A 12,567-nucleotide genomic window follows, 5' to 3' on the forward strand; every position below is an offset into this window, starting at 1 on the left:
ATAGAACGGAAGGACCGGGCCTTCTCAAACCCGGAAAATCCCCCCAAGGCAGACAATGCTTCAAGGTGTCTATAATAAGACTCCCGGCATTGTCAGTCTGGGGGGATTTTAATTAGAGCGGCAGATCCCGTTTGCTGAATGCAGCGATTCCGGCGGCGAAGCCGGCAATGCCGATCACAAGCAGAATAATCGAGGCCAACAGCGGGTCGCCGCCGCCATTTACAATTTCTCCGGGCTTGTATAGAGAAAAGACTGAAACGAACCTGAGCCATTCGACGCTGTCGCTTATTTTGCCGAGCATATCCAGACCGAACATGCCGAAGGTAAGAACACCGGAAATTCCCAATGCTTTCTTCTCATCGTTGGCAAGCGAGGAGACGAGGAAGGAGATCCCGCTGACCGCAATAAACAGCGTCCAAGCGACCGCATTCATCAGTATGAAACGGGAGCCGTCAAATTCGAACTGATCGCCGATAAACCAGGCATATCCAAGAAAGCCCGCCGCTGTAGCAACGACCATAATCAGCAGAAGTCCCGCAACCAGCACGCCAGCCTGGGTCGCGGCAATGCGCTGCCGGGTCGTCGGGGTTGACAGCAGATACGCCATGGAGCCTTGATCAACCAGCCTTGCCATAAGCTGCGTCGACAGCATAACGCTGAATATTGCAAGCAGGAGGGGGAGGATGAGCCCGTAATACTCTCCGGAGATGAAAGCTTCCATGCTTCCGAAACCGCCCTGAATGCCGAACGCGTTCACCAGACCGTCGGGCATCGCTTCCATCAGATCATTGAGAGCACCTGTATTCTCAGCGATTCCGGGATAAAGCCAGAACATGAGCAGAATATAGAATGCCGAGCCGAAGGCGTAATTGCTGATGCCTTTGAGATTGATTTTCATCATTTGCTTGAAAAGAGGGAGGTTCATCGGACGCTCTCCTTCCGGTCATAATAATGCATAAAAACATCCTCAAGATTTTGCGCTTTGACATCAAGGCTGCGAACCGGGAATTTGGCTGTTTCCTGGATCAGATCGTTATAATTGCCCTGCACGGCGACGGTGATCCGGCGGCCGTCATGCGATTCGACCGGCATATTGCCCGCTGACGCAAATTTCCCGGCATCCTCCTCATGCTCAAATACGATCTCGACCAGCTTCCGCTGCATGGATTGAAGCTCATGAATATTTTTAACCGCTATGATCCTGCCATCCTTGATTATGGCGGCGCGGTCGCAGGTTCGCTCAACCTCGGGAAAGCTGTGGGAGGACATGAGGAAGGTGGTCCCTTGCGCTTTCTCTTCAAGCACAAGCTCAATGAATATTTGCTGCATCAGCGGATCGAGGCCGGAAGTCGGTTCGTCCAGAATGATCAATTCGGGATCATGCATGAACGCCGCCACGATTCCGACCTTTTGTTTCATTCCTTTGGACATCTTGCGGATTGGCGTATTGACGTCGAATTGCAGTCTTTCGATCAGACGGCTCCGCTTGGCCGAGTTATTGACTCTTTGCATCCTGGACATGAATTCAAGAAAATCCTTTCCTGTCATGCCTTCGATAAAAGCGATCTCTCCAGGCAGGTATCCGACCAGCTTCTGCACAATCCCCTGCTTCGTCCAGGTGTCAAGCCCCTTGATGGACACTTTTCCCCGTTCCGGCTTCATGAATCCCATAATATGACGGATCGTCGTCGATTTGCCCGCACCGTTAGGCCCGAGAAATCCGAATATCTCGCCTCTGTTCACCGTGAATGATACATCCGCTATTCCTTTGCCATTGGCAAAAACCTTGGTCAGTCCCTCCACAATCAACATGCATTGCTCACCTCGAACTTAATTATGAAATTATTTTATTTTATTATTACATAAATTATGATAGATCTGCAGGATAAAGAAGTCAATGGGTTGTGAAATATATTTAATTTTATATTTCATCAATTAGAGACGATGCAGGGCATTCTTCGGCTGTAAACCGAGTATTGAAGATTAGAAGGGGAGGATGGACTTGGCAGGATGAATGCGCAGGGATATCGGGGATGTGTTTCTTGCCCAATATTGAACATTATCGAAAAGCGAGTCTTGCCTTTACTAACGCAGCCCGAATCAGACCGCTCTCTCCAAAGGGCGGTCTTGATAAGATTTTTCAATGATAGGATCCTTATCCCTGGGATATGGGTAATAAGTCAGGAATGAACTATTTCAAGAGGAGGACCGAAACATGCGAACTCAAACGGTAACACAGTTCTTCCGCGCGTATGAGCAGCGTATTAATGATGCCCTTGCAGATCCCGAAAGCATAGAAGTGCCGGCCATGACTGCCGCGTATACAGAAAGTTTCCTGGAGGCCAACCCCAAAGGGGTTCAAGTTTTCCAGAATGATGAACAATATGCGGAAGCACTGAAGCCCGCGTTCGAGAAGCAACGGCGTATCGGGACAAAGTCAATGAGCATCACGTCAATCCATACCGTCAAGATGGATGATTTGCATGCGGCCGCTGCTGTCCATTGGAGAGCGGTCTACTGCCGTCAGAAGGATGGGGAGGAGATCAGCATCGATTTTGATGAGACCTACCTGCTTCAATTTATCGGGGATACCCCCAAAATCTTTGCTTACATCGCGGGTGATGAGGAAGCGGCATTGAAGGAACATGATTTGATTGATTAACTTCTGCGGAAGATTATGTTATCAATGGGCATACAGGTACGACTTTACGCCATTTCCGACAAAGGCTTTCCAGATGATCAGGTTATAGGGATAGGTCCAATCCATTTCATAGCCCCCAAACATCCCGTAAAGCCGGTTGCTGTTGAAGAGAAGAGAGCCCTTCTGGTCAAAAGCAACCCCGTCCACCCAAAGCATGCGGTCATCGGACACAAAATCCTGGAAGGTATTGCTGAAAGGGCTGTAGGCTCCTGCTCCCTTGCCTTCCAGCATGCTGTAGAACACATTACCTCTATTATCCGCGTGAATTCCTCCGGAGGTCGTTCGCTTGCTGCCGATGGCCCGCACAGCCTGGCTGATTTCCGCCAAGGGCGTATTGTAATTTCTTAATCGCGAGGTATCAATCGCATACAGATTGCGACCTGTGAGCGGGCAGTAATACAAGGTGGAGCGGTCCGCGGATAAAGCGATGCCGTCTGCACCGATTCGTACAGGCTGATTTTTGTATATCGGTTTATCGTCAATTTGAAATTGAAAACCGGGAAAATCCTGAGTGCTGTAATGCCGGTCAAGCACCCGCCTGAGCGTTCTCGTCCTCATGTTGTACACAATGATTCCCCCGTCCAGCGGGTGATCGGGCCACCCGCTGCCGGAATCGGTTATATAGACAAAGCCGTTCTTGTTATCCACGACCAGATCATTCAGGAACGAAGTCCGGTAAGATGCGATCTCATCCGGGATGGTAATGGAATCGATCATCCGATTGGTATTCAAATCCCAGACGACCAGCTTTTGCGACCCTTCGGGAGACGGCTCGTAGGCGATCTTTCCTTGATCCAGCAGCCAAATCCGGTTAAACTCATCAATCTCGTAACCCAGTACGGATTGAAGAGCATGGACATTTCCCGCCTGATTCCACTCCCAGCTTGGAAAAGCGTCGAGGAGCGGTTTTCCGTCCTTGATCACGATTCGGTTCATGGTGGCGGGAATACCCGCGGCCCAGCGCGGCACCGAAACATAATAGCGCCCCTGCTGATCCACCTTTACTCCGCAAGCCGGCGCTTTTTTCCAATATTGATTGGCTTCAAAGTCCTGCTTCATGTCAGGGTCGGGAAAATTCCAATCCAATCGGCTCCAATGAAAGATCATTCGATATTGCCCTATAGGACTGAGTTGGGATTGCATCAATTTAACCTCCCGCAAGTGGTTAACGATAATAGCCTGGTCTTATAGATATATGTCTGTTGCGGAAGAAGATGCTGGCTCCGGTTATTCCAGAGCCGAACCGGCATTCGGAAAGCCCGAAGGCATGATGCCTGTTTATGGCCACGGTAGGCCAACCATGCTTTTTATTTACCATTTCCTCAATGTCCACGTTAGACCAGCCCAAATCCGATGAGTTCATGATAATACCTCGTCTTGTATCAACAGGCCCGGCACACCCAGATCGAACAATTTAATTCACGTCATGGTAGACTGCGAAGTGATATAGTCTCATGACAAAGTCTGGTTGACCGGATCGGCTGGCATTCCGCTCAATAAACGAATATAATTCATTTAAAGGCCGCTGAATCAGCGGCTTTTTTTCTTGCTATCGTGGTCCTGTTGACTTAGAGCTCGTCCTGAGAGCTACAATGAAGCTATGGATCCAGCATTGGGAATACTATTCACGCCAGAGCAAAAGGAAGCGAAGTGAACTTCATGATGAATATTGGAATTGATGCCGGTGGCACGCTGATCAAGGTCGCCTGGATGAAGAATGGCTCGCCCGAATTCAAAAAATTCCCCGTAGCCCGGATGGAAGAGGCAGCCGCTTGGATCAACGAGCTGGGGAACGCCAGGATATGCATGACCGGAGGCAAAGCCTCGCTATTACAATCGAAAATAAATCAAAAAGCCGCAGAGATGGTCGAATTCGAGGCAACTTGCAGCGGGGTGCGTTTTCTTCTCGCCAGGAACGCGATATCCGAGGAATCCTACATCCTGACCAACGTGGGTACCGGCACATCGATTCACCATGTGGAAGACGACAAGCAGCAGCGGATTGGCGGAACGGGAGTCGGGGGCGGAACCATACTGGGATTATCGAGGCTGTTAACCGGTTTATCAGACTATGAAGCCATTGTACAGCTGGCAGCCAAGGGCGCCCGAGATCGGATAGATCTGAAGGTAAGTCATATTTACGAGGGGGCTGAGCCTCCAATTCCGGGTGATTTGACAGCAAGTAATTTCGGTCATGTTCTGCAGTTGACATCCATAGACGATTTGACGGAGGAAGAACGGCTGGCTTCCGTAATGGGTCTGGTGGGGGAAACGGCAGCGACCGTCAGCGTTCTTGCTGCCGGCCAATGCAGAGTTTCATCTGTTATTTTCATCGGCTCCACTTTCATCGGGAATGACCTTCTTCAGGATGTTGTAAAACGGTATACGAAGCTGAGAGGGGCCTCACCCTTGTTTATTGAGAATGGCGAGTATTGTGGAGCCATTGGAGCATTATTGTCTCTTATATGACCAACCGGTCAAGCTGTTCCTGCAAATGAAAGCAAACCTTAACAATCATTTAAAAATTTGTTCACATAGGGGTTATGATCGGGGATTAAAGTAGGGGTATGAAGTCTGATTATCCCGAGAGGAAGCTGATCCCATGAAAAAAGATCCGTGCATCTTAATTCTTTATTCTTCTTTCGGCGAAGGGCATATTCAGGCATCCCTGGCGATCAAGAACCGGCTGGCATCCATGGGAGTCCACAAGGTTCATCTGGTTGATCCGCTCGCGGAGGCCCACCCTGTATGGAACGCTTTCTCCCGGTTCTGTTATATAAAAAGCATGTCCTGGTTTCCCGGCGCTTACGGCTATATGTACAGCAGGACGAACCGGGTCAAGGCGGATGAGACTCATAACAAACTGATTCACCAGATCGGCAAGGGCAAGCTCAAGGAGATCATCAAGCGGATCAAGCCGGATGCGGTTGTCCACACTTTTCCATTCCTCGGGACGGAGATTTTAAAGGATGAGGAAGATTTCACCATTCCGACGTTTACCGTCATTACCGATTTCGTACTCCATACAAGATGGCTGCATGAGCATACCGACCGTTATTTCGTCGCGACTGAAGCATTGAAGCAGGAGCTGCTCGCAGCCGGAATCGGAGGCAGCCGCATTATCGTTTCCGGCATCCCTGTCCGGGAGGCTTTCGAAAAGCCTCTGTCCAAAGAAAATTTGTTCCGAAAGCATGGTCTGAATCCGCGTTCGAAGTTTGCGTTAGTCAGTGCGGGGGCTTTTGGCGTTTTGGCAGATGTCGAGCGGGTAACCAAAGAGGCGCTCAGAAGCACGGACTTTCAATTAATCATCGTTTGCGGGCGCAACCAGAAGCTGCATGACCATTTGATGGCCATCTTCGGAGAGGATTCCCGGGTGATCATTCTGGGATACGTTAGTTATATGGAAGAATTGATGGCCGTTTCCACCTGCCTGCTGACCAAAGCCGGAGGACTCACGTTGTCTGAAGCCCTGAGTCTGTCCCTGCCCGCAATCGTCTACCGCCCGCTGCCCGGGCAGGAGCAGGGCAATGCGGAGACGCTATCCGCAAGGGGAGCCGTTCGGATTGCGAATAGCCCTGGCGAGTTGACAAAAGAACTCCTGCTTATGCAGAAATTGCCGAATTGGTACCGGATCCGCGCAGCGATGCAAGCTCTCTACCGCCCTGAGGCCGCCCGCACGATTGCGGACGAGGTCATCCGGGTAACGCAGCAGACTGATCTCCCTATTCCTGCTGTTCCGGTACGGGCGAGCCGAAAGGCGGTCCGGGTCCATGGATATCGTTAACGGGCAGGCAAGACTGGGCGCGGGCATGAAAAACCTGTTCCACAGATTCGTATTGGCGCTGTTTCTCGTGGAGCTCATCCGGGGTGCTTTACTTGTCGTATTGCTTCCGTCTTACGGCTCGTCCCGCCTCGGTTTCTCTCTTTCCGTTATCGGAACTGCCGTATCTCTGCAGTATTTAATTGATTCTCTGCTAAAAGGCTTCGTCGGATATTTGCTCGATAAGCTGCCGCCGCGGATGGTCCTGAATGCCGGGTTCTTAATGTCCTTGTTGGGCATTGGACTCCTGATGACGGCTCCGGGCGTCTGGGCGTTCCTGGCCGGAGCGTGTTTGATCGGCGCAGGCTTCTCGCCTCTATGGCTCATCTGTCTTGGCCAGATAGAGGAAGAGAACCGCGCGGCGCAGATGGGAAAGCTCTATATCTATTGGCTGGCAGGGCTGGGGCTGGGACCCGTCCTGATCGGATATGTGATGGATATCGGCTATGGCACGGCCTTCGCAGTTATATTCTGTCTTTGTATCGCGGGCTGGGCGCTGGTCGGGACAGCAGCGATAGAGATCAATGCAGCTGCTCAGGACAAAGCTCCACTCCGTCAGCAATTGACAGGTCTTTGGCGTAAAATGAGAACGGGCGGGTTCCTGCTGCCCGGAATGCTGCTCCAAACGCTGGCCGGAGGCATGCTTGTACCCGTTATATCTTCTTTTGCCGTTGATCATCTGGCGTTCTCCCATACCCAATTTTCAATCCTGTTAATGACCGGCGGCGCAAGCGTGATTGTTTTGCTCATTCCGCTGGGCAGGGTATACGACAAGCTCGGAGGCAAATGGTTCCTGTCGGGCAGCTTCGGAGCCTTCGCCCTTGCTCTCTATGGCTTGACTCAAGTGAAGACATTCCTGGCCGCAGAATTGGTTGCACTCGGGCTTGGAATTGCCTATGCCGCGCTGCTTCCGGCCTGGAATTCATTGCTGGCGGGCTACGTGCCGGAGAACTCCAAAGGGATGGGTTGGGGGATTTTCTCGTCCGTGGAGGGACTTGGGATCGTCTTTGGACCGCTGCTGGGAAGCTGGCTGGCAGGCGGGGGGCATCTCGCTCTTCCTTTCGTGGTCAGCGCTTTTCTGTTCGCCGTGATCGGCCTCATTTATGCCTTATCGCCATCCCGGTTATTCCGATGCGCAGCGGTGCGGATGTTAACCGGAAACGGAAGTTGAATGATTAAACATAAAGAAGAGCAGCGGAGATGCTGCTCTTCGTGCCCTCTCATTTGAGAGGGTTAATTGTCCATTTACCAGCCAAAATCAAGGGTCTTCCCCGTTTCGGCGTACGTCTTGATATTGCTGAGAATCATCGCCCAGCTGCCCTTCGTGCTTTCATAGGAAGGATGGTTGTCCGGCCACAGGTCGTTAATCAGCGTCATCTTTGTGCAATTGCCCACTGTCTCGAGCGTCAGCGTAACCCTCGTCTCAAGCTCGGCGTGGTTCTCGCGGTAAGACGGGCCGGGATGCTCGGTATAGCTCATTATCCGGTTCTGCTCGAACTCCAGCACCTTGCCGTACACATGCACCGTATTCTCCCCGTCGTTGCCAGGTCCAACATATTCATAGGGAGCCCCGATTTCGAATGTTGAGTTAAGAATACAGCCGAAAAATATGGCTTTGGTTCCTTCCGGCGAAATGAAAATCTGCCACACGTTCTCGGGCTTAGCCCCGACATAGAATTCGTATTTGAGCGGTTCCATAGGTATAACACTCTCCATTTCAATATTGTCGCATTGCGGAAACAACGGTTAACTGCTACTTTATAATAGGATGACTGCATCAGACTGTATTGTAAAAACGCGACAATGGCCAGAGGGGTGAGTGGTAATGTTGAAACCGGATACAGCGCCGTCAAACAAGGGCATTCTGAATGCGGAATCGGGCATGCGCAGCTTTTCGCTGTCGCGGCTGCTGCCTGGGCAGGACCTGGCTCCTTACATTGAGCATCTCTGGATCCTTCGGTGGGATTTGCGGGGACAAGCCCCGCACAGCCAGACGGTTTTATCATTCCCCAGTATCCAGCTGGCGTTCGAGAGGACCGGTCAACGAATCGGAACATTCTTATATGGTGTTCCGGACACTACCTTTACCAGAGAGCTGGAAGGAGAAGGTCAGGTGCTCGGCATCAAATTCCGGATAGGAGGATTTTATCCGTTCTGGAACAAGCCTGTATCATCTCTTACCAATCAGGTCATACCCTTCCGCGAAATTTTCGGGTCCGATCCCGGGATGCTGGAGGAACGGCTATTCAGCGAGGCGAAGGAGGAAGAGCAAGCCCGGACCGCTTGGGAATTTCTGCGCGAACGGCTCCCGGAACCGGACGGTAATGTTGAGCTTGTGAACCGGATTGTCGACGCCATCATAGGGGCTCGTGAGATGGTGCGGGTCGAGGATATCGTGTCTTTATTCGGCATTAACAAGCGAACGCTGCAGCGTCTGTTCAGCCGTTATGTCGGCGTCAGCCCGAAGTGGGTGATTCAGCGCTACCGGCTTCAGGAAGCGGCGGAGCTTATGGAGAGAGGCGGCGTCACTGACTGGACCAGGCTGGCGCAGGATTTGGGGTATTACGACCAGGCCCATTTCATCAAGGATTTCAAAACGATGATCGGCCAGCCGCCGGAGGAATATGTCAGGAACGTCAGACATCGATAGATTGTTATAGCAAGATCGGGAGGCATCCATATCATTGAGAATAAACAGGCTGAATTTGAACGAGGAAGGGCTGCTGCGGTTTTTTGGTTCCCTCGAGGCTAAAATCATGAATACCATGTGGGAAAAAGAAAAACTGACGATCAAGCAGGCACATGAGCTGATCCGCGTTGAGCAGCCGATTTCATTCAACGCGGTTATGACCGTTATGATCCGCTTGTCTGAAAAAGGGCATCTGCGCAAGGAGACGAGCGGCGGCGGCCGCAGCAGGCTTACTTTTTTTTATCCTGTGCAAAGCAGGGAACAATTCATCATGGAGCAGACGAAGTATGTTACGGATGGTCTGCTGGATGATTTCGGCTCCTTGGTCGCCAATCACTTTATTGACCGGCTCGATAAAGCGGACCCCGAATGGATTGAGAAACTTCAACAAAGACTGGATGAATTGAAACGAAATGAAGGGAATTAAGATGCCAAGGCAACCCAAGATGGCGTTAGCTGCGATTTTTCTCACGGCGGGCTGGCTTATATTGCAGATGGGCTACAGTCTGATCCATCAGCTCCGGGGTGTCGCATACAGCTCTGATTTGTCGCAATGGATTGCAAACGCGGTAAGAGATGTTCCTCATAATCATGTGTTCTATGAGAGGCTGTACAACGGCTTCATCATTTACTCGATGGCCGTTCTCCTATACCTTGGCATGAGCCAGGCGACGGTTTATGTTCGTCTGCGGAGACATATCTCGAAGCATGTCCATCGGGATTTGACGCTTGCATGGAACCGGAACTATGAGCGGGAAAATGCGCGGATCTATGTTATTCATTCGCCTGCTTTTGCGGCAATGTCCTTCGGAGTGTTGAGGCCGGCAATTCTGCTGTCCTCGGGCGCCATCGAAAAACTCACAACGGCGGAAATGGAAGCCATCCTGTTTCATGAGATTTACCATTGCAAGCAGCGCCACCCATTGCAACTGCTGGTTTTAACGATGGCCAGCCGGGGTTTTGCGTATGTGCCCCTGATTAAGGGTCTGACCCGTTATTATACCGTCTGGATGGAGCTGATGGCAGACCGGTACGCAATCAGCCGGTTGAACGGGACCGCTCCTCTGGGAAGCGCCTTGATGTTCTTGTTGAAGCTCAAACACGAGCCAATGCCCCGGATCGGCGTCCATTTTGCAGATGGGGCTGTCAACTACCGTATTCAACAAATTCTCAACCCGGAGGGAGATCTTGTTATCCCCATCGTCCCCAAACGGGCAGTAACGATTTCCATCGTAATCATGGTGCTGATGCTGGCATTGCTAGGGGCCGGACCATGTATCTGAAGGCACCCAAGCCGGGGCCGCTCACCGCATTGATTTAAATAATGACAGATTATTGGATTTTATTCATAGGCAAAAGGAAAAAGGTAAAGCGTCACGAATTAAACTACAGTTCCTAGAATAATAGGAAAGGAACCGGTACCTATCAGGTTATTGCACTTTATATTCAAGGAGAGGAATGTTCATATGGCTCAAGCCAAGAAAGGACCAAAAAATCTGGTTCTGTTTACACTAGTCATTGTAGTTCTATGTGCTCTGCTGGTTGTGTTGAATCAAGCCTCCAGGAAGGCTGAAGTGACGGAATCTCTGGCTTCCGCTCCGGATATAGCCAATCAACCCGTTGAAGGCAGCGTGGATGCCAAGGTTGCCATCATGGAATTTGGAGATTATAAATGTCCATCCTGCAAAGCATGGTCGGATCAAATCTATCCGAAGCTGAAAAAAGACTATATCGATACGGGAATCGTGAAATTCTCCTATATCAATGTCCTGTTCCATGGAGCGGAATCGCAATTGGGAGCCATGGCAGGCGAGTCGGTATGGTCTGAAAATCCGGAAAGCTTCTGGCCGTTTCACAAAGCCCTGTTTCGGGCGCAGCCGACCGACAATCATGACGCGCCCTGGATAACGCCGGACAAAATATTGGAGATCGCAAATAAGATTGAGCCGCCGATCGATGTCGCCAGGCTGCAGCAAGATTTGGACATGCAGGCGACATTGCCGCAGGTGGGCAGGGACCAGGAGCTCGTGCAAGACTTTCAGATCGAGCAGACTCCGACCATTATCGTGAATAATGTGAAGCTGCAGAATCCGTTTGATTATGATACTCTGGTCAAGCTTATAGAGGACGGACAATAGGATAGAAAGCAGCGATCATCATCATGCCGCCGGCGATAGTCCGCCTATACGGCGGGCTTATTTGTTTTGTGCTTCGTTCCGGCAATATGGTACGATAATAAGTATATTAACTCAATAAATGAAATGAGGAATTATAAAATGAAAGCATGGCAAAAGCAAGGCATCGGTTTGGAAAATCTTAAGCTGGTGGATATCGGCACCCCTAAGCCGGGTCCAAAACAGCTGCTGGTGCGGGTGAAGGCCGTATCGCTCAATTTTCGGGATAAAGCCATTATCGACGGTATTTATTTGCCGGATATGATGAGCAAGAAATTTGTGCCCGTGTCCGACGCAGCCGGGGTTATTGAGGAGATTGGCTCGGAGGTGACGCGGTTTCAGGCAGGCGACCGGGTCATATCCCATCTGTACACTAAATGGATCGAAGGGGCTCCGAACGATAATGATGCCCCCTATGCGATTGGCGGACCGAATGACGGCGGTCTCGCGGAATATATGATTTTGGAAGAGGACGCGGCCGTATTGACGCCTTCCAACCTGACGGACGAAGAAGCGTCGACGCTGCCGATTGCCGCGCTCACGGCCTGGTTTTCTTTGGTGGAATACGGCAATTTGCAGGCGGGCGAAACCGTGCTGATACAAGGCACGGGCGGCGTATCGATTTTTGGCGTGCAAATCGCCGCGGCTTTGGGTGCGCGGGTTATTGCCACCACCAGCAGCGATGCGAAGGGTGAGCGGGTAAAAGCTTTGGGCGCATCGGATATTATCAATTATGTGACGACGCCGGATTGGGAAAAGGAAGTGCTGAAGCTAACAGATGGTAAAGGTGCTCAGCATATCCTAGAGGTCGTGGGCGGCGACAGCATCAATCGTTCGATCGACGCTCTTACTCCGCAGGGATATATCTATATTATCGGATTTCTGAAAAGCATGATGGCCGAGGTCAACCTGTTCTCGCTGCTGTCCAAGCAGGCCAAGGTGCAGGGCATTCTGGTCGGACATCGTCAAGCGCTGGAGAAGATGAATCTGGCATTCGATGAGTACAAAATCAAGCCGGTGATTGACACCGTTTATCCATTTGAGGAAGCGATTGAGGCTTACAGGCATTTGAGCAGCGGAGCTTTCGGTAAAATCGTCATCCGCATTTCCTGATCGTTTTGCCATTCCTGCCGTCTAGGATAAGTTAAAACAATAGGATTAAATAAGGGGTCAGCAGGGCCCC

General features: G+C 51.0%; 13 protein-coding genes. 9 read left to right on the forward strand and 4 right to left on the reverse strand.

Annotation, left to right across the window (positions count from 1 at the left end; translation table 11 throughout):
* Positions 1–112 precede the first annotated feature (112 nt).
* Both AC0YOB_RS04475 and AC0YOB_RS04480 read right to left on the reverse strand, forming a co-directional pair.
* Positions 113–925, reverse strand: coding sequence for an ABC transporter permease subunit (locus AC0YOB_RS04475; protein ID WP_475791728.1), 813 nt, complete (start codon positions 923–925; stop codon positions 113–115).
* Positions 922–1,812 carry an ABC transporter ATP-binding protein gene (locus AC0YOB_RS04480; RefSeq protein WP_475791729.1) on the reverse strand — a complete coding sequence of 297 codons (891 nt, stop codon included), beginning with the start codon at positions 1,810–1,812 and terminating at the stop codon, positions 922–924. Before AC0YOB_RS04480 ends, AC0YOB_RS04475 begins: the two co-directional genes overlap by 4 nt.
* A 403-nt stretch (positions 1,813–2,215) precedes the next feature.
* Between AC0YOB_RS04480 and AC0YOB_RS04485 the strand changes: the two genes are divergently transcribed.
* The gene (locus tag AC0YOB_RS04485) at positions 2,216–2,662 is read left to right on the forward strand and encodes a hypothetical protein (protein ID WP_475791730.1); all 447 of its coding nucleotides are present in this window, start codon (positions 2,216–2,218) and stop codon (positions 2,660–2,662) included.
* Positions 2,663–2,683: 21 nt separating this feature from the next.
* Here AC0YOB_RS04485 and AC0YOB_RS04490 read toward each other — a convergent pair whose 3' ends face one another.
* A complete protein-coding gene (locus AC0YOB_RS04490; protein ID WP_475791731.1) occupies positions 2,684–3,844 on the reverse strand; it encodes an L-dopachrome tautomerase-related protein in 1,161 nt (386 codons plus the stop codon).
* Between the two features lie 516 nt (positions 3,845–4,360).
* Here AC0YOB_RS04490 and coaW point away from each other — a divergent pair.
* The 3 genes from coaW (at position 4,361) to AC0YOB_RS04505 (ending at position 7,692) form a co-directional block, all read left to right on the forward strand.
* Positions 4,361–5,170, forward strand: a complete 810-nt coding sequence (coaW, locus tag AC0YOB_RS04495) for a type II pantothenate kinase (RefSeq protein WP_475791732.1) — start codon at positions 4,361–4,363, stop codon at positions 5,168–5,170.
* A gap of 133 nt (positions 5,171–5,303) precedes the next feature.
* Positions 5,304–6,485 (forward strand): MGDG synthase family glycosyltransferase, encoded by a 1,182-nt coding sequence (locus tag AC0YOB_RS04500; RefSeq protein WP_475791733.1) that lies wholly within the window; start codon positions 5,304–5,306, stop codon positions 6,483–6,485.
* A complete protein-coding gene (locus tag AC0YOB_RS04505; protein ID WP_475791734.1) occupies positions 6,472–7,692 on the forward strand; it encodes an MFS transporter in 1,221 nt (406 codons plus the stop codon). Before AC0YOB_RS04500 ends, AC0YOB_RS04505 begins: the two co-directional genes overlap by 14 nt.
* Before the next feature lie 74 nt (positions 7,693–7,766).
* Here AC0YOB_RS04505 and AC0YOB_RS04510 read toward each other — a convergent pair whose 3' ends face one another.
* Complete coding sequence (locus tag AC0YOB_RS04510; protein ID WP_475791735.1) at positions 7,767–8,219, reverse strand: SRPBCC family protein; 453 nt, start codon at positions 8,217–8,219, stop codon at positions 7,767–7,769.
* Between the two features lie 127 nt (positions 8,220–8,346).
* Between AC0YOB_RS04510 and AC0YOB_RS04515 the strand changes: the two genes are divergently transcribed.
* The 5 genes from AC0YOB_RS04515 (at position 8,347) to AC0YOB_RS04535 (ending at position 12,497) form a co-directional block, all read left to right on the forward strand.
* A complete protein-coding gene (locus AC0YOB_RS04515) occupies positions 8,347–9,171 on the forward strand; it encodes a DUF6597 domain-containing transcriptional factor (protein WP_475791736.1) in 825 nt (274 codons plus the stop codon).
* A 34-nt stretch (positions 9,172–9,205) separates the two neighbouring features.
* Entirely contained in the window at positions 9,206–9,637 is a 432-nt protein-coding gene (locus AC0YOB_RS04520) for a BlaI/MecI/CopY family transcriptional regulator (protein ID WP_475766727.1), read from the forward strand.
* Between the two features lies 1 nt (position 9,638).
* The gene (locus AC0YOB_RS04525; protein ID WP_475791737.1) at positions 9,639–10,493 is read left to right on the forward strand and encodes a M56 family metallopeptidase; all 855 of its coding nucleotides are present in this window, start codon (positions 9,639–9,641) and stop codon (positions 10,491–10,493) included.
* Positions 10,494–10,676: 183 nt separating this feature from the next.
* On the forward strand, positions 10,677–11,348 hold the full coding sequence (locus AC0YOB_RS04530; protein ID WP_475791738.1) for a thioredoxin domain-containing protein: 672 nt from the start codon (positions 10,677–10,679) through the stop codon (positions 11,346–11,348).
* 138 nt (positions 11,349–11,486) lie between these two features.
* On the forward strand, positions 11,487–12,497 hold the full coding sequence (locus tag AC0YOB_RS04535; RefSeq protein ID WP_475791739.1) for a zinc-dependent alcohol dehydrogenase family protein: 1,011 nt from the start codon (positions 11,487–11,489) through the stop codon (positions 12,495–12,497).
* Positions 12,498–12,567: the final 70 nt, after the last annotated feature.

This window comes from Paenibacillus sp. JT31N17 (assembly GCF_056269255.1).